This window comes from Cellulomonas algicola, from assembly GCF_003851725.1.
Classification (GTDB): domain Bacteria; phylum Actinomycetota; class Actinomycetes; order Actinomycetales; family Cellulomonadaceae; genus Cellulomonas; species Cellulomonas algicola.
In genome coordinates, this window is the sequence record NZ_BHYL01000302.1 from 1 (window position 1) to 15,972 (window position 15,972).

The window sequence follows — 15,972 nt, forward strand, 5'->3', positions numbered from 1 at the left end:
ATGCGCAGCGGGAGCGCGGGCCGCCGGGGCGCCGGAGCGGGCCCCTTGCCGGTGGGTCGCGACGAGCCGCCGCGCGGTGTCGCGGGGCGGCCCTGGCGCGAGGCTCCGCCCGACGCGCCGGAGCGCGCCCGGGAGGAAGAGGTACGGGTCGCCATGGTCCTCACGGTAGTGGCCCGCACCGACGCCCTCCGGGTGGTGGGGCCGCGTGTCGCACGGACGGCCGCCGGTCCGTGGTCGGCCGCGGCCGACGCCACGGCTCCCGACGTCACGCCGTCAGCAGGCCCACCCCGAGGGTCGCCACGCCGGCCGCGAGCACCACCGCCCCGGCGGGCAGGAGCACGACGAGCCGGCCGGGGCGCGTCCGCCCCGCTCCCACGGCGGACAGGAAGAACCCGGCCGGCAGCAGGATCGCGGCGACCAGGACGCCCGTCTGGGCCAGCCAGCGCCAGAACCCGTCGAGCGCGGTCGCCTCGCCGAGCAGCAGGCACACGAGCCCGAGGGTGACGAGCACGCCCGCGTGTGCGTGACCGGCGCGGAAGAAGGAGCGCTGGAAGTCCGTGGCGGGGACGGCGCCGCCGCCGACGCGCAGGAGGAACCACCCGCCGGACTCGATGCCGACGACGGTCAGCGCCACGATCCCGGCGGTGATGCGTGCGGCCTCGCTGAGCTCGATCACGGGTCCTCCTCAGGGGCTCTAGTTTACGAACGTTGTTATGGAACATCGTTCGCAAACGTCCGTCAAGCCCGTAGACTCCCCGCATGGCACGCCCCCGGCTGCACGACGACGCCTTGCGCGCCCGCCTCCTCGACGCGACGTCGCGCGCGATCTCGCGCGGCGGGCCCGACGCGGTCACCGTGCGCGACGTCGCCCGCGCCGCGGGCACGTCCGCGTCGGCCGTCTACTCGCTGTTCGGCGGCCGCGACGCGCTCCTGCACGCCGTCGGCGCCGAGGCCGCCGCACGTTTCGCCGCGTCGCTCGCCGCGGCACCGCGCACCGACGACCCCGGCGAGGACCTCCTCGCGCTCGGGCTCGCCTACCGCCGCTGGGCCGTCGACGAGCCGCACTTCTACCGCGTCATGTTCGGGCCCCGGCCCCTCGACGAGCCCGTCGACGAGCCCGCCGACGCACCGGCGACGCAGGACGCCACGTTCCGCGTGCTGCGCGACGCCGCGCACGCCGTCCTGCGCGCCGGGGGTGCACCCGACGCCGACGAGCGAGCCGACCGTGCCGCGGAGGGCCTGTGGGCGCTCGTGCACGGGCTCGTCGACCTCGAGCTCGGCGGCCTCCTGCCCGGCGACGCCGAGGCCGCGACCGCGCGGTACGAGTCCGTGCTGCGCGCGGCCGGGCCGGGAATCCTCCGCGACGCGTAGGCGACGACGGCGCACGGCGGAACCGTGCGCGGCCGGCGGGGGTCTTCACGATGCTCGCACCGGGGCGGCGCGGGTCGCCACGACGGGCAGCCGTAGGCGCCGCGGGGTGTCATGACCCGCGCCGGGCCGTCCGGGCGACGCGCGCCCGCCGACCGGTCCGCCGGGGTCCTGTCGGACCGCCGTGGGACGGTGGGTCCGTGGGAGTCCTGTCCGTGAGCCGCGACCAGGTGCTGCGGTACCGCCTGCACGTCCAGCAGCTCGACCGGCCCGTCGACCCGGCACGCGCCGTGACCGACGCCGCCGTCCTCGACCTCGGTGCGCAGGACACGGGACCCGACGGCGCGCTGTGGGCGCTCGCCGCCCGGGGCGTTCCCGTGCAGGCGCGCGCATGGCCGCAGGACGACCTCGCGCTCGTCTGGTCGCTCCGCGGAGCGCCGCACGCGTACCGGCGCGACGCGCTGCGCGACGTGCAGGCGGCGCTGCGGCCCTTCTCCGACGCCGACGCCGGCGCGCGCGTCTACGACGCCGCGAAGCCGCTGCGTGCCGCGGGGATCCGCCCGGTCGACGGCCTCACGCACGCCGCGCGCACCATGCGCACGGTCGTCACGGAGCCCACGGTCAAGGGCGCGCTCTCCACGCGCATGACGCAGGAGCTCCCCGAGCCCTACGTGCGGTGGTGCCGGGCGTGCCGCGCGACCCACATGTGGGAGATGACCTTCCGGCTCGCCGCGCTGCACGGCGGACTCGAGCTCGAGCCGGGCACGTCCCCGCCCGTGGTGCGCCGCATCCCGGGCTGGCCCGCGTCGCGCGTCGGCAGCGTCGAGCGCCGCCGATCGGCGCGTCCCGACGTGCTCGACCCCGTGCGGCTGCTGCTGCACCTGCTCGGCCCGCTCGACCCGAAGCACGTCGCCGTGTTCCTCGACGCACCCGTCGCGGACGTCCGCGAGCGCTGGCCGTCCGACGCGGTCGACGTCGAGGTGGACGGCGCGCCCCGCTCGGTGCTCGCCGCGGACGTCGACGCGCTCGCGGACGCGGGGGCACGCGACGAGCCACCCGTCGTCCGGCTGCTCGGCCCCTACGACCTGTTCCTCCAGTCGCGGGACCGGGAGACGCTCGTGCCCGACGCCTCCCGGCGCCGGACGCTGTGGCCGGTGCTCGGCCGGCCCGGTGCCGTGCTCGTGGACGGGGACGTCGTGGGCACCTGGCGACCGCGCGCCAAGGGCCGGCGGCTCGGCCTCGAGCTCGACCCCTGGCTGCCGTGGTCGCGCGACGTCGAGCGCGCCGTGGACGTCGAGCACGAGCGCCTGGCCGAGTTCCGCGGCCTCGAGCGGGCGTGAGCCGACCGGCCACGAACGACGGTCACGCCGGGGGCTGGCCGGCTCGTCCGCGATCAGCGCGTCGGGCGGCCGGCGGCCGCCTGGCCGCACCCCCGCACGTACGTCGGTGGCCGGCGTCAGACCGTGGTCGGCACGCCGCGCTCCAGGACGACGAGCCGGTCCTCCAGATCCGCGGCGCGCGCGGCCTCCACGAACGCGTCGAGCGGGTCGACGAAGTGCGCCCAGTCGGTGTGGTGCACCGGGACGACGCGAGCACCGGCCAGCAGCGCGGTCGCGGCGACCGCACGCCCGGCGTCGAGCGTGAGCGGCTCGGCACCGAACCGCCCGACGTTCGCACCCCCGACGAACAGCACCGCGACCGCGACGTCGGGGAACCGCTCGGCGACCTGCGCGACGACGTCGACCTGCGCGTTGTCGCCCGACACGTAGACGGTCGGCTCCCCCGCCGCGCGCAGCACGAACCCGGTGACCTGCCCGCTGAGCGCCTCGGCCCCGGGCGGGCCGTGCACCGCGGGCACCGCGGTCACGCGCACGCGGTCGCCGACGCGGGTCTCCTCCCACGGGGCGAGGCCGCGGACCCCGGGCACGCGCGCGGCGGCGTCGGGCGTGGACAGCACGAGCGGCACGTCGGCGAGCAGCGCGCGGCCGCTGACGTCGAGGTTGTCGGCGTGCTGGTCGTGCGAGAGCAGGACCGCGTCGACGGGTCCCAGGTCGGCGGGCGTGGCGGCGGGTCCGACGAGCTTGTGCAGCGTCACCGCGCCCGGGTACTCGGCGGGGGCGGCGTCGAACGTGGGGTCCGTGAGGAACGCGAGCCCGGCGTAGTGCAGGAGGAGCGTCGGCCCGCCCACGAACGTCGCCCGGACGCGGCCCATCAGGTCGCCGGTCGGCCTCCCGGGCGCGTGGTCGGCGCCCGTGGAGGTCCCCGGGGCGGACGTGACGGTGTCGGCGGGGTCGTGGCGGTCACCGGGAGTCGAGGTCGTCATGACGACGAGCGTCGCGCGCGGGCTGCCGGGACGGAAGTGGCCCGCAGGACACCTGTCGCCAGGATCGGGCCACTAGGCTCGGGACGTGCCCCGGCTCGTCGCGGTCGTCGCGTTCGACGGCATCAGCCCGTTCCTCCTCGCCGTGCCGCAGGCCGTGCTCGGCGCCCGGCCGCTGCGCGGCACGGCGTACGACGTCCAGGTCTGCGCATCCTCCCCCGGCTCGCTGCCGACCGAGGCCGGGTACGAGATCAGGGTCCCGCACGGGCTCGACCTGCTCGAGCGCGCCGACCTCGTCGTCCTGCCGAGCTGGGACCTCACGCGCGAGCCGCCCGCCGACCTGCTCGACGCGGTCCGGGCCGCGCACGCACGCGGTGCGCGGGTCGTCGGCCTCTGCCTCGGCGCGTTCGTCGTGGCCGCCGCCGGCCTCGTCGACGGGCGCGAGGCGGCGACCCACTGGCACGCCGCGGAGACGCTCGCCCGTCGGCACCCGTCGGTCCACGTCCGGTCGGACGTGCTGTGGTCGGACCTCGGGGACGTCGTGACGTCGGCCGGCGTCGCCGCCGCGCTCGACTGCTGCCTGCACGTGGTCCGCACGGACCTGGGCGCGCACGTCGCCGCGGAGGTCGCGCGCTCGCTCGTCCTCGCGCCGCACCGCGACGGGTCGCAGGCGCAGTTCGTGCCGGTCCCCGTCGCGCCCGCGGACGGGACGGACCCCGTCGCGCGCGCGATGGCCTGGGCCGCGCAGCGGCTCGACGAGCCGCTCGACCTCGACACGTGGGCCACGCACGCGCACGTCTCGCGGCGCACCCTCACGCGCCAGTTCCGTGCGCGCACCGGCACGAGCCCGTCCGCGTGGCTGCTCGAGCAGCGGCTGGCCCGAGCGCGGGCGCTCCTCGAGCAGGGCGACGAGCCCGTCGAGGTCGTCGCCCGCCGGGCCGGGTTCGGCTCCTCCGCGTCGCTCCGCGCGCACTTCGCCCGCCGCTTCCGGACGAGCCCGCGGCAGCATCGCGCCGCTTTCCGGCAGGAATGACGGGGCCCGCTGTCGGTGGCCGGCCCTAGCGTGGCGCCATGACGTCCACGCACCCCCTCGGCAGCCGCTCGTGAGCCGCCGGGGCTGGCTCCTGCTCGTCGCCATGGGCGTGATCTGGGGCGTGCCGTACCTGCTCATCAAGGTCGCGGTGGGCGAGGTGACCCCGCCGATGGTCGTGTTCGTGCGGACCGGGCTCGGTGCGCTGCTGCTGGTCCCGTTCGCGCTGCGCGGCGGCGGGCTGCGCGTCCTGCGCGGGCACTGGCGGCCGGTCGTCGCGTTCGCGGTCCTCGAGATCGTCGGGCCGTGGATCCTGCTCTCCAACGCCGAGCGCACGCTGTCGAGCTCGCTCACCGGCCTGCTCGTCGCGACCGTCCCGATCCTGGCCGTCGTGGTCGCCCGCGTCGTCGCCAAGGAGCACGTGGCGCTCGTGCGCTGGGCCGGTCTGCTGGTCGCCCTCGGCGGCGTCGCCCTCCTGCTCGGCCCGGGCGCCGGAGCGGACGACCCGTGGGCCGTCGCGCAGGTGCTGCTCGCGGCGCTGGGCTACGCGGTCGCCCCGATGATCGCGGACCGCCACCTGCGCGACGTGCCCCCGATCCCCCTGACGACCGCGTGCCTCGCGCTCTCCGCGCTCGCGTACGCGCCCGTCGTCGCCCTCACGGGCCCGCACCCGTGGCCCTCGACCCCGGCCGTGCTGTCGCTCGCGGCGCTCGGCGCGGTCTGCACGGCCGTCGCGTTCGTGCTCTTCTTCGGCCTGATCTCGGAGGTCGGTGCGGCCCGCTCGACGCTGGTCGCGTACCTCAACCCGGTCGTCGCGGTGCTTCTGGGGGCGCTGGTCCTCGACGAGCCGCTCACCGTGACCGTCGCCGTCGCGACCGCGCTGATCCTCGTCGGCTCCGCGGCTGCGTCGCGGCGCACCTCGGGTCGGGCACCGCGCGCCGACGAGCCCGTCGAGGCGGTGCCCGCCGGCGAGGCCAACGTGGCCGTCGGCGCGGCTACGCCTCCACGACCACCGGGATGATCATCGGCCGGCGACGCAGCCGGTTCGACACCCAGCGCCCGACGACGCGACGCATCACCTGCTGCAGCTGGTGCGTGTCGACCGCACCCTGCGCCGCGGCCTCCTCGAGCGCTCGGGTGAGGTCCGGGAGGATGTCCTCGAAGACCTCGTCCTGCTCGGCGAACCCGCGCGCGTGGATCTGCGGACCGGCGAGCACCTTGCCGTCGGCCGAGCTGACCACCGCGAAGATCGAGATGAATCCCTCGTCGCCGAGGATCCGGCGGTCCTTGAGCTCCGCCTCGGTGATGCCGCCCACGCTCGACCCGTCGACGTAGACGTAGCCGCACGGGACCGCACCGACGACCGACGCCTTGCCGTCCACCAGGTCGACCACGACGCCGTCCTCGGCGAGCACGACCCGGTCGGCCGGCACACCGGTCTGGACCGCGAGCGCCGCGTTCGCGACGAGGTGCCGCACCTCGCCGTGCACCGGCATGACGTTGCGGGGCTTGAGGATGTTGTAGCAGTACAGGAGCTCGCCGGCGCTCGCGTGGCCGGACACGTGGACCTTCGCGTTGCCCGAGTGCACGACGCGCGCGCCGAGGCGGGTCAGCCCGTTGATGACGCGGAACACCGCGTTCTCGTTCCCGGGGATGAGCGACGACGCGAGGATCACGGTGTCGCCGGGGCCGACGGACACCTTGTGGTCGTTGTTCGCGATGCGCGACAGGGCCGCCATCGGCTCGCCCTGCGAGCCCGTGCACATGAGGACGACCTCGTCGTCGGGCAGGCTGTCGACGCCCTTGAGGTCGATGAGCACGCCGTCGGGGACGGTGAGGTAGCCGAGCTCGGACGCGATGGCCATGTTGCGGACCATCGAGCGGCCGACCAGCGCGACGCGCCGGCCGTGCGCGACGGCCGCGTCGAGGACCTGCTGGACGCGGTGCACGTGCGACGCGAACGACGCGACGATGATCCGCTTGGTCGAGTCCGCGAACACCGAGTCGAGCACCGGGCCGATGCCGCGTTCCTGCGCGACGAACCCGGGCACCTCGGCGTTGGTCGAGTCGACCATGAACAGGTCGACGCCCTGCTCGCCGAGCCGCGCGAACGCCCGCAGGTCGGTGATGCGCCCGTCGAGCGGGAGCTGGTCCATCTTGAAGTCGCCGGTGTGCAGCACGGTGCCCGCACCGGTGCGCACCGCGACCGCGAGCGCGTCGGGGATCGAGTGGTTCACCGCGACGAACTCGCACTCGAACACGCCGAGCGTCTCCGTCTGGCCCTCGCGCACCGCCAGCGTGAACGGCTGGATCCGGTGCTCCTTGAGCTTCGCCTCGACGAACGCGAGCGTCAGCTGCGAGCCGACCAGCGGGATGTCGCGCCGCAGCCGCAGCAGGTACGGGACGGCGCCGATGTGGTCCTCGTGCCCGTGCGTGAGCACGATCGCCTCGATGTCGTCGAGCCGGTCCCGGATGTAGTCGAAGTCCGGGAGGATCAGGTCGACTCCGGGCTGGTGGTCCTCGGGGAACAGGACGCCGCAGTCGATGACGAGCAGCCGGCCGGCGTACTCGAGGACCGCCATGTTGCGGCCCACCTCGCCGAGGCCGCCGAGGGCGACGACGCGCAGGCCGCCGTCGGGCAGCGCGGGGGGCAGGGTGAGCTCGGGGTGGGGGTGGCTCAAAGATCTCTCCTGGGTCAGCGGAGCGCGACGTCGAGCAGTCCGGCGGCGCGCAGGCCGTCCCGGATCGCGTCGACCTCGTCGTCGGTCGCGGGCACGAGCGGCAGCCGCGTGGCACGGGTGGGGATGAGGCCGAGGATCTCGCACGCGGCCTTGGCGGCGACGCCCTGGAAGCCGGCGCCGTTGAGGGCGTCGATCGCGGGCACCACGGCACGGAACCGGCGCAGCGCCTCGGCGTGGTCGCCCGCGTCCCAGGCGCGCACGACGGCCGCGAGCTGGGGTCCGGCGACGTGGCCGGAGACGCTGACGATGCCGACGGCACCCGCGGCGAGGAGCGTGAGGAGCGCACCGTCGTCGCCCGAGTACCAGGCGAGGCCCGTGCGCGCGATCACCTTCGTGGCGGTGAACGCGTCGCCGGACGCGTCCTTCATCGCGACGACGCGGTCGTGCGCGGCGAGCGTGGCGATGCTCTCGGGTGCGAAGCGCACGCCGGTGCGGCCGGGGACGTCGTAGAGCATGACGGGCACGTCGGTCGCGTCGGCGATCGCCGTGACGTGCGCGACGAGGCCGGCCTGCGACGGGCGCGAGTAGTACGGGGAGACCACGAGCAGCCCGTGCGCGCCCGCCTCGGCGGCCTGCTCGGCCATCCGGACGGCGTGCGCGGTGTCGTTGGACCCGGCGCCCGCGAGCACGAACGCGTCGTCGCCGACGGCCTCGACGACGGCCTGCACGAGCTCGGCCTTCTCAGGCGCGTGCGTGGTCGGTGCCTCGCCCGTCGTGCCGTTGAGCACGAGGCCGTCGTTGCCCTGCTCGACCAGACGCTTCGCGAGGGTGACCGCCGCACCGAGGTCGACGGCACCGTCGGGGGTCATCGGCGTCACCATCGCGGTGAGCACGGCCCCGAACGGACGGGCGGGCGTGGCGGCGCGGGTCATGCGCTCACGGTACCGCCCGGCGGACCTGCCCAGGTGCCCGGACCACGCGCCGGACCTCGCTCAGCGCCGCACCCAGGTGCGGTAGCGGAACCGGACGCCGCCCGACGTCTGCCACCGGCCGGTGGTGTCGTCGGGGTCCTGCTCGCGCCACTCCCCCGGGTCGAGCCGCGGCGCGTCCGTGTCCCCGGGGACGTCGAGGTCGACGAGCGTGACCTCCGCCCGGTCGGCGACCGGGAGGGCGGCGTCGAGCACCGCCCGACCGCCGATCACCCACGTCTCGTCGTCGCCGACGAGCGCGAGCGCGTCCGCGAACGAGCGGGCGACCTCGGCCCCGGGCGCCGTGAACGCCGGGTCCCGCGAGAGGACGACGTTGCGGCGCCCCGGCAGCGGGCGGACGCGCGGGGGCAGCGACTGCCACGTCGCCCGGCCCATGACGACCGCGTGCCCGGTCGTGAGCCGGCGGAACCGCGCCTGGTCCTCGGGCACGTGCCACGGGATGCGCCCGTCCGCGCCGATGACTCCCGCGGGGGTCTGCGCCCACACCAGGTTCAGGCTCACGGCCGCATGCTAGGTCGACGCGACCTGCCGTGGGACCGACCCGTCGGCGCGGTGCCCGTCGTCCCCGCCTGCACCCGACGGGCCGACCGGCCGGTCGGTCGGACGACGTCCGACACGCGTTCCTGGTGTGCCCGCGCAGCGGTCGGGCGACACTGGACCGATGACGACGACGTCCCCGCACCTGCCCCCCACGGTCGCCGCGCACGTCCCCACGGGCGTCCTCGTCGGCGGCGCGTGGCGCCCCGCGAGCTCGGGGCGCACGTTCGAGGTGTCCGACCCCGCCACGACCGAGGTCCTGTTCGACGTGGCCGACGGCGACGAGCAGGACGCGCTCGACGCGCTCACGGCCGCCGACGACTGCTTCGAGGAGTGGCGCGCCGCACCGCCGCGCGTCCGCGCCGAGCTGCTGCGCGCCGTGTTCGACACCCTGACGCGCCGCACCGAGGACGTCGCGGCGCTCGTCACCGCGGAGGGCGGCAAGCCGCTCGCGGAGTCGCGCGCCGAGGTCGCCTACGCCGCCGAGTACGTGCGCTGGTACTCCGAGCAGGCGGTGCGCGTCGACGGCCTGGCCCGGCGCGCACCCGCGGGGACGCACCACCAGCTCGTGCTGCGACGCCCCGTGGGTCCGGCGCTGCTCATCGCGCCGTGGAACTTCCCGATCGCGATGATCGCGCGCAAGGTCGCGCCCGCCCTCGCCGCGGGCTGCACCGCCGTCGTCAAGCCCGCGCAGCTCACCCCGCTCACCACGGCGTTCGTCGCGGAGATCGTCCGGGAGGAGCTCGACGCGCGCGACCTGCCGACGGGCGTGCTCAACGTCGTGCCCACGTCGTCGGCGCGGACCGTGTCGGGCCCGCTGCTCGCCGACCCGCGGCTGCGCAAGCTGTCGTTCACGGGCTCGACCGAGGTCGGGGCGACGCTGCTCAAGGCGTCCGCGGACCGCATCCTGCGCACGTCGATGGAGCTCGGCGGCAACGCGCCGTTCGTCGTGTTCGACGACGCCGACCTGGACGCCGCGGTCGAGGGCGCCGTGCAGGCGAAGATGCGCAACGCGGGCCAGACGTGCGTCGCGGCCAACCGGTTCCTCGTGCAGGAGGGCGTCGCGGAGGAGTTCACGCGCCGGCTCACGGCGGCGTTCGGCGACCTCGTGGTCGGGCACGGCGCCGAGCCCGGCACGACCGTCGGGCCGCTCATCGAGGCGTCGGCGGTCGACCGCGTCGAGGAGGTCGTGGCCCAGGCCGTGGACGGCGGCGCGCGCGTGCACGTGGGCGGCGCGCGGCCCGACCGGCCCGGGTACTTCTACGCTCCGACGGTCGTCGACCGGGTCGACCCCGACGCGCGGCTCGTCCGCGAGGAGATCTTCGGCCCCGTCGCGCCCGTCGTGACGTTCGGGTCCGAGGAGGACGGCGTCCGCCTGGCCAACGGCACGCCGTTCGGGCTGGTCGCGTACGCGTACACGCGCGACGTCGGACGCGTCATGCGGCTCGCGGAGGCCCTGGAGACCGGGATGCTCGGTGTGAACCGCGGCATGGTCTCCGACGCGAGCGCACCGTTCGGCGGCGTGAAGTCGTCCGGGCTCGGGCGCGAGGGCGGCGAGGCGGGCCTCGAGGAGTACCTCGAGCCGGTGTACGTCGCGCTCTGACCGGGCGCGTCGCGGGCACCGGCCCTCCGTGTGCGACAGTGGCGCGCGTGGCACGGGACGACGAGACGCGGGCGGCCGTCCGCCAGGCGGTGTCGGTGTCGGTCGCGACGGGCCTGTACGGCGTGTCCTTCGGCGCGCTCGCGGTCGCGGCCGGGCTGGACCTCCCCCAGACGGCGGCGCTCAGCATCCTCATGTTCTCCGGCGGCTCGCAGTTCGCGTTCATCGGCGTCATCGGCGCGGGCGGCGCGGCCGGTGCCGCGATCGCGACCGCCGGCCTGCTCGGCGTCCGGAACGGGCTCTACGGTCCGCAGGTCGCGCCGCTGCTCGGCGTGCACGGGTGGCGCCGCCTGCTCGCCGCGCACCTCACGATCGACGAGTCGACGGCGGTGGGCACCGCGCAGCACGGGCGGCCCGCGGCCCGGGCGGGGTTCTGGTGGACCGGGGTCGGCGTGTTCGTGCTCTGGAACGCGTTCACTCTCGCCGGCGCGGTGCTCGGCGACGCGCTCGGCGACCCGCGCCGGTACGGCCTCGACGCCGCCGCGGCCGCCGCGTTCCTCGCGCTCGTGTGGCCCCGGCTCACAGGCCCGTCGGCCCACCTCGCGCGTCTGGTCGCCGTCGGTGCGGTCCTCGTCGCGCTCGCCGCCACGCCGTTCGTGCCCGCCGGTGTCCCCGTCCTGCTCGCCGCTGCCGTCGCGATCGTCGTCGGCGTTGTCGCGGCGCCGCCCGACCCCACCGACGCCGCCCCCGCACGTGAAGGGGCGGCCTCGTGAGCGACGTCGTCCTGTGGGTCGCGATCGTCGTCGCGGGCCTGGTCTGCCTCGGCCTCAAGCTCGTCGGCCACCTGGTCCCCGAGCACTGGCTCGCCGAGCCGCGCGTCGCGCGCGCCGCCGCGCTCGTCACGGTCGCGCTGCTGTCCGCGCTCGTCGCCGTCCAGGCGGCCACCACCGGACGCGCGATCGTCCTCGACGCCCGCCTCCCCGCGCTCGCCGTCGCGGCCATCGCGCTCGCGCTGCGCGCGCCGTTCGTCGTGGTCGTGCTCCTCGCGGCCGTCACCGCCGCGGTGCTGCGCGCGCTCGGCATGCCCTGACGCACGGACGGCTCCGGCGTCCGTCCGGGCGACGGGAACGCCGCCCCCGCTTGATAGCCTCGCCCGACCCGCCGGTCGCCGCGCACCGGCGGCCTGATCCTCCGGAGGACCCCGTGCTGAACGACCGGTGGTGCCCGTCCGGCGCCTCGACCTCGCGGGCGACCGCGACCGTGCGACGCGGCCCGGCCGTCCCGGGCGGTGCCGCGTGAACGCCGACGTCTCCGTCCGGCCCGCGGTCCCCGGTGACGAGAGCCGCATCGCACGCGTGCAGGTCGCCGCGTGGCGGCTCGCGCACGCCGACGCGCTCGGCAGCGAGGCGCTCGCGCTCGTCGACGAGGACGCCGTGCGGGACCGCTGGTCCACCGCGATCACGTCCCCGCCGTCGACCGGCTTCCACGTGCTCGTGGCGTGCGACGGGCCTGCGGTCGTCGGCGTCGCGTCCGTCGCCCCCGTGCCCGCGCCGGCCGACGACCCGACCGCCGCACCGGGCGGCGTGGTCCTCGCGCTCGAGGTCGAGCCGCTGCGGCAGCGCCAGGGTCACGGGTCGCGGCTGCTCGCCGCGGCCGTCGACCTGCTCCGCGCGGACGGGGCCGACCAGGTCCTCACGTGGGTGCTCGACGGCGACAGCGCCCGCGAGCAGTTCCTCGCGTCGTGCGGGCTGGGGGCGGACGGTGCGGTGCGTGAGCTCGCTCCCGCACGGGACGCGCAGGGCGCCGAGCGCATCGTCGTCGAGCGCCGCTGGTCCGCCTCCATCTGACCACCGCCGGACGACTGCCCGCGTCGGCGCCACGCACGTCGGCGACACGCCCGTCGGCGCCACGCACGTCCGCGCCCAGGCACGTCCGAGCACTGGCACGCCGGAGCGCGGCGCGCCGTCTCCCGGCGGCTCCGCCCGGCACGACCGGCCGACGGGCTCGTCAGGCCGCGCGGTGCAGCCGGCTCGCGGTCCGCAGCGACTCGCGGGCGCGTCGCCGGTCCCCCGCCGCGTCGTACGCGAACGCGAGGTGGTACCAGGAGCGCCAGTCCTCGGGCGCACCGTCGACGACGGCGCGCGCGTCCTCGAACGCCTCGCGCGCCGCGGCACGGTCGATCCGCCCGCCCGGCGACCGCGGGAGCGTGTCGACGGGCAGCTCGTCGGCGTCGGCGAGCTCGTCGGCCATCCGCTGCACGTCGACGGCGAGCCGCCACTCGCGCGCGACGAGCCCGACCACGAGCAGCGGCAGCACCCAGAACGCGATCCCGAGGACGACCCCGACGGGCTCGCCGCTCGTGACGAGCGCCGTCGCGCGCACGGCGACCAGCCAGACGTACAGCGCGAGCAGGCCGGTCATGGCGACCGCGGCCGCGATACCGGTCCGCCGGCGGCGGGAGGGCTCAGCCACGGTCAGAGGTCGAGCAGGTGCTCGAGGCCGACCGTCAGGCCGGGGCGTCGGCCGACCTCGCGCACGCCCAGCAGCACGCCGGGCATGAAGCTCACGCGGTCGAACGAGTCGTGCCGGATCGTCAGCTGCTCCCCCGCGTTGCCGAGCAGGATCTCCTCGTGCGCGACGAGGCCGCGCAGCCGGACCGCATGGACGCGCACGCCGTCGACGTCCGCGCCCCGCGCGCCGTCGAGGGTCTGCTCGGTCGCGTCGGGCATGGGGCCCAGTCCTGCGGCGGCCCGGGCCGCGGCGATCCCCGCCGCCGTGTGGCGCGCGGTGCCGGAGGGCGCGTCGACCTTGTTCGGGTGGTGCAGCTCGACGACCTCGGCGGACTCGAACCAGCGCGCGGCGCGCGCCGCGAACGCCATGGCCAGCACGGCGCCGATCGCGAAGTTCGGCGCGACGAGCACGCCCACGCCCGGACGGTCGGCGAGGTGGTCGCGGACCCGGGCCAGCGACTCGTCGTCCCAGCCGGTCGTGCCGACGACGGCGTGCACACCCGCGTCGACGAGCGCGTGCACGTTGCCCTCGGTGACCGAGGGGACGGTGAAGTCGACGGCCACGTGGGCGCGCGCGTCCACGACCGCGGACAGGTCGCCGCCCGCGTCGAGCGCGACGGCCAGCTCGAGGTCGGGGGCGTCGTCGACGGCCCGCACGACGGTCGAGCCCATGCGTCCGGCCGCGCCGAGGACGGCCACCCTGATCGGTTCGCTCACGGGGTGCAACCCTATCCGGCGACCGGTGCCCCCAGCGCCGCCGCGATCCCCTGCTCGATGCGCCGCAGCTCGAGCGGCGTCGAACCGGTGAACCGCTCGACCTCGCGCGGCGGGTAGCCCGCCTGCACGTACCAGCGGACCGCACCGAGCGCGTCCTCCGGGCGGACCGGACCGGGACCGACGGCGTCGCGCACGAACTCGGAGAACCGCACCGCCGCGAGCAGCGCGTCGGGTGTGAGCCCGAGGTGCTCGACCGACCACCGGTGCAGCGTGCCGACGGGCAGCTCCGCCGCGCGCGCGAGGTCGGCGACGGTGACGAGACCGCGCGACGCGAGGACCTCCTGGATCGCAGGCTCGAGCAGTGTGAGCTCCGGGGGCTCGTCGGTCGTGGCGAGCGCCCCGGTCAGCGCGGCGCCGAGCAGCTCCACGGCGCGCGCGTCGTCGCCCGCCTCGAGCGCCGCCTGGCAGGCCGCGACGTCGGCCGTCGCGAAGGCCCGGTCGAGCGGGACGACGTCGTCGGGTGCGACGTGCACGCGCAGCCGCGCGAGCGCGAGCGGACCGAGCTGGGCGCCGAGCCGGACCGACGGACCGGGCTGCTCGCGGACGACGGGCCGGCTCGACGGGCCGCGCACACCCGGTCCGTCGGCGGTCCGGCGTCGGGTGAGCGCGTCGACGTGCGACCCGCGCGCACCGAGCGTCACGAGCGCGAGGCCGTGCCCGTCCGGCAGCAGCACCTCGCGCGTGACGACGCCCGCCGGCTGGCGCACGACCCACAGGTGCTCGACGAGGTCACGCGCCGCCGCGGGCGGGGCGAACCTGCGGTACTCGACGGCCATACCCCATGATCGCGCGCCGACGGCCGGCCCGGTGGGCCGATCGGCCCGGCGGACGGGTGAGACCGCCGCGCCGGGCCCGGTGCCGGGAGCGTCAGTCGCCGAACGGTCCGACGCGCACCACGGAGCGGGGCCGCGACGCGAGCTCGGCCGCGAGCTCCTGCACGTCGGCGGCGGTGACCGCGCGGATGCGCTCGAGCGACTCGTCGATGCTCAGCAGCTCGCCGTGGACGAGCTCGGCCTTGCCGAGGCGGCTCATGCGCGAGCCGGTGTCCTCCATGCCGAGCACGAGCCCTCCGGCCAGCTGGCCGCGTGATCGCTCGAGCTCGGCCGACGTGATGCCGTCCTGCGCGAGCCGCTCCCACTCGGCGAGCATGAGCGCGACGACCTCGTCGACCTTGCCCGGCGCGCACCCGGCGTACAGCCCGAAGACGCCCGTGTCGGCGTGCCCGGACGCGTACGAGTACGTCGAGTACGCGAGGCCGCGCTTCTCGCGGATCTCCTGGAACAGGCGCGACGACATGCCGCCGCCCAGGACCGCGTTGAGCACCGAGAGCGTGAACCGGCGGTCGTCGGTCGCGGTGAGCGAGGTCCCCCCGACGATGACGTTGGCCTGCTCGGTGTGCCGGCGGACGGTCAGCTCGACCCCGTCGCCGGGGATGCCGGCCGAGCCGGCGAGCAGCGCCCGCGAGGTGATCGGGCGACGTCCCGTCGGTACGGCGTCGTCGCCGAGCGTCCAGCCGCCGGTCGCGAGCGCGTCGGCGACCTGCGCGCACATGACGTCGTGGTCGACGCCCCCGGCCGCGGTGACGACGAGCGTCGACGGCGTGTAGTGCCAGCGGTAGTGCTCCCAGACCGCGTCGCGCGGGACCGCGCGGATCGTGTCGGGCGTCCCGCCGATGGGACGGCCCAGCGGGTGCGCGCCCAGCACCGCGGTCGCGAACTGCTCGTGCACGACGTCGCTCGGGTCGTCGTCGTTCATGGCGAGCTCTTCGAGGATGACGCCGCGCTCGGTCTCGAGCTCGTCGGCGTCGATCCGCGCCGAGGTCACCATGTCCGCGATGACGTCGACCGCCATGGGCAGGTCGGTGTCGAGCACGCGCGCGTAGTAGCACGTGTGCTCCTTGCCGGTCGCCGCGTTGGCCTCGCCACCGACGGCGTCGAACGCCTCGGCGATGTCCATCGCGGACCGGCGGGCCGTGCCCTTGAAGAGCAGGTGCTCGAGGAAGTGCGTCGAGCCGAAGTGGCCCGACTCCTCGTCGCGCGAGCCGACGCCGACCCACGCCCCGACGGTCGCGGAGCGCAGGCCGGGCATCTGCTCGGTGACCACGCGGACCCCGCCGGGCAGGACGGAACGACGCACGATGGCGTCGCCGTCCTGCCCGGC

Annotated in this window: 17 protein-coding genes; 8 read left to right on the forward strand and 9 right to left on the reverse strand. The window is 76.3% G+C overall.

What is annotated here, in order from left to right; translation table 11 throughout:
• Positions 1 to 265: 265 nt before the first annotated feature.
• A complete protein-coding gene (locus CTKZ_RS16985) occupies positions 266 to 676 on the reverse strand; it encodes a hypothetical protein (protein WP_124344053.1) in 411 nt (136 codons plus the stop codon).
• Between the two features lie 83 nt (positions 677 to 759).
• On the opposite strand from CTKZ_RS16985, the gene CTKZ_RS16990 reads away from it, so the two are divergent.
• Both CTKZ_RS16990 and CTKZ_RS16995 read left to right on the forward strand, forming a co-directional pair.
• Complete coding sequence (locus tag CTKZ_RS16990; protein ID WP_124344054.1) at positions 760 to 1,371, forward strand: TetR/AcrR family transcriptional regulator; 612 nt, start codon at positions 760 to 762, stop codon at positions 1,369 to 1,371.
• Between the two features lie 197 nt (positions 1,372 to 1,568).
• A complete protein-coding gene (locus CTKZ_RS16995; RefSeq protein WP_200829793.1) occupies positions 1,569 to 2,708 on the forward strand; it encodes a DNA glycosylase AlkZ-like family protein in 1,140 nt (379 codons plus the stop codon).
• A 116-nt stretch (positions 2,709 to 2,824) separates the two neighbouring features.
• Here the strand turns inward: CTKZ_RS16995 and CTKZ_RS17000 are convergent, their stop codons facing one another.
• Positions 2,825 to 3,691 carry an MBL fold metallo-hydrolase gene (locus CTKZ_RS17000; RefSeq protein WP_235843533.1) on the reverse strand — a complete coding sequence of 289 codons (867 nt, stop codon included), beginning with the start codon at positions 3,689 to 3,691 and terminating at the stop codon, positions 2,825 to 2,827.
• An 85-nt stretch (positions 3,692 to 3,776) separates the two neighbouring features.
• Here CTKZ_RS17000 and CTKZ_RS17005 point away from each other — a divergent pair, with 85 nt between their 5' ends.
• Positions 3,777 to 4,721 (forward strand): GlxA family transcriptional regulator, encoded by a 945-nt coding sequence (locus CTKZ_RS17005; RefSeq protein WP_124344056.1) that lies wholly within the window; start codon positions 3,777 to 3,779, stop codon positions 4,719 to 4,721.
• 70 nt (positions 4,722 to 4,791) lie between these two features.
• Complete coding sequence (locus CTKZ_RS17010; RefSeq protein WP_124344057.1) at positions 4,792 to 5,739, forward strand: DMT family transporter; 948 nt, start codon at positions 4,792 to 4,794, stop codon at positions 5,737 to 5,739.
• On the opposite strand, the gene CTKZ_RS17015 is transcribed toward CTKZ_RS17010, so the two are convergent.
• From CTKZ_RS17015 to CTKZ_RS17025, 3 genes are read right to left on the reverse strand one after another with little or no spacing between them, the layout of a single operon-like run.
• Positions 5,714 to 7,399 carry a ribonuclease J gene (locus CTKZ_RS17015; protein WP_124344058.1) on the reverse strand — a complete coding sequence of 562 codons (1,686 nt, stop codon included), beginning with the start codon at positions 7,397 to 7,399 and terminating at the stop codon, positions 5,714 to 5,716. The genes CTKZ_RS17010 and CTKZ_RS17015 overlap by 26 nt on opposite strands.
• Positions 7,400 to 7,413: 14 nt before the next feature.
• Entirely contained in the window at positions 7,414 to 8,331 is a 918-nt protein-coding gene (gene dapA / locus CTKZ_RS17020) for a 4-hydroxy-tetrahydrodipicolinate synthase (RefSeq protein WP_124344059.1), read from the reverse strand.
• Positions 8,332 to 8,391: 60 nt separating this feature from the next.
• Positions 8,392 to 8,889: a dihydrofolate reductase gene (locus tag CTKZ_RS17025; RefSeq protein WP_124344060.1), complete on the reverse strand. Its 498-nt coding sequence runs from the start codon at positions 8,887 to 8,889 to the stop codon at positions 8,392 to 8,394.
• Between the two features lie 160 nt (positions 8,890 to 9,049).
• Here CTKZ_RS17025 and CTKZ_RS17030 point away from each other — a divergent pair, with 160 nt between their 5' ends.
• The 4 genes from CTKZ_RS17030 (at position 9,050) to CTKZ_RS17045 (ending at position 12,372) form a co-directional block, all read left to right on the forward strand.
• Positions 9,050 to 10,528, forward strand: coding sequence for an NAD-dependent succinate-semialdehyde dehydrogenase (locus CTKZ_RS17030; RefSeq protein ID WP_124344061.1), 1,479 nt, complete (start codon positions 9,050 to 9,052; stop codon positions 10,526 to 10,528).
• Between the two features lie 47 nt (positions 10,529 to 10,575).
• Complete coding sequence (locus CTKZ_RS17035) at positions 10,576 to 11,298, forward strand: AzlC family ABC transporter permease (RefSeq protein ID WP_124344062.1); 723 nt, start codon at positions 10,576 to 10,578, stop codon at positions 11,296 to 11,298.
• On the forward strand, positions 11,295 to 11,615 hold the full coding sequence (locus tag CTKZ_RS17040; RefSeq protein ID WP_124344063.1) for an AzlD domain-containing protein: 321 nt from the start codon (positions 11,295 to 11,297) through the stop codon (positions 11,613 to 11,615). Before CTKZ_RS17035 ends, CTKZ_RS17040 begins: the two co-directional genes overlap by 4 nt.
• A 205-nt stretch (positions 11,616 to 11,820) precedes the next feature.
• Positions 11,821 to 12,372, forward strand: a complete 552-nt coding sequence (locus CTKZ_RS17045) for a GNAT family N-acetyltransferase (protein ID WP_124344067.1) — start codon at positions 11,821 to 11,823, stop codon at positions 12,370 to 12,372.
• Positions 12,373 to 12,532: 160 nt separating this feature from the next.
• Here CTKZ_RS17045 and CTKZ_RS17050 read toward each other — a convergent pair whose 3' ends face one another.
• The 4 genes from CTKZ_RS17050 to CTKZ_RS17065 all read right to left on the reverse strand — a co-directional run.
• Positions 12,533 to 12,946, reverse strand: a complete 414-nt coding sequence (locus CTKZ_RS17050) for a hypothetical protein (protein ID WP_124344068.1) — start codon at positions 12,944 to 12,946, stop codon at positions 12,533 to 12,535.
• A 53-nt stretch (positions 12,947 to 12,999) separates the two neighbouring features.
• Entirely contained in the window at positions 13,000 to 13,752 is a 753-nt protein-coding gene (dapB, locus tag CTKZ_RS17055; protein WP_124344064.1) for a 4-hydroxy-tetrahydrodipicolinate reductase, read from the reverse strand.
• Positions 13,753 to 13,763: 11 nt separating this feature from the next.
• Positions 13,764 to 14,588: a hypothetical protein gene (locus tag CTKZ_RS17060; RefSeq protein WP_124344065.1), complete on the reverse strand. Its 825-nt coding sequence runs from the start codon at positions 14,586 to 14,588 to the stop codon at positions 13,764 to 13,766.
• Between the two features lie 91 nt (positions 14,589 to 14,679).
• Positions 14,680 to 15,972 (reverse strand): M16 family metallopeptidase (locus tag CTKZ_RS17065; protein WP_148090511.1); only part of this gene is annotated, 1,293 nt, incomplete at its 5' end.

Coding starts and splice junctions, on each gene's coding strand:
- CTKZ_RS17000 (WP_235843533.1), bottom strand. CDS start 3,691: ATGACGACCTCGACTCCCGGTGACCGCCACGACCCCGCCGACACCGTC.
- CTKZ_RS17050 (WP_124344068.1), bottom strand. CDS start 12,946: ATGACCGGCCTGCTCGCGCTGTACGTCTGGCTGGTCGCCGTGCGCGCG.
- CTKZ_RS16990 (WP_124344054.1), top strand. CDS start 760: ATGGCACGCCCCCGGCTGCACGACGACGCCTTGCGCGCCCGCCTCCTC.
- CTKZ_RS17030 (WP_124344061.1), top strand. CDS start 9,050: ATGACGACGACGTCCCCGCACCTGCCCCCCACGGTCGCCGCGCACGTC.
- dapA (WP_124344059.1), bottom strand. CDS start 8,331: ATGACCCGCGCCGCCACGCCCGCCCGTCCGTTCGGGGCCGTGCTCACC.
- CTKZ_RS17060 (WP_124344065.1), bottom strand. CDS start 14,588: ATGGCCGTCGAGTACCGCAGGTTCGCCCCGCCCGCGGCGGCGCGTGAC.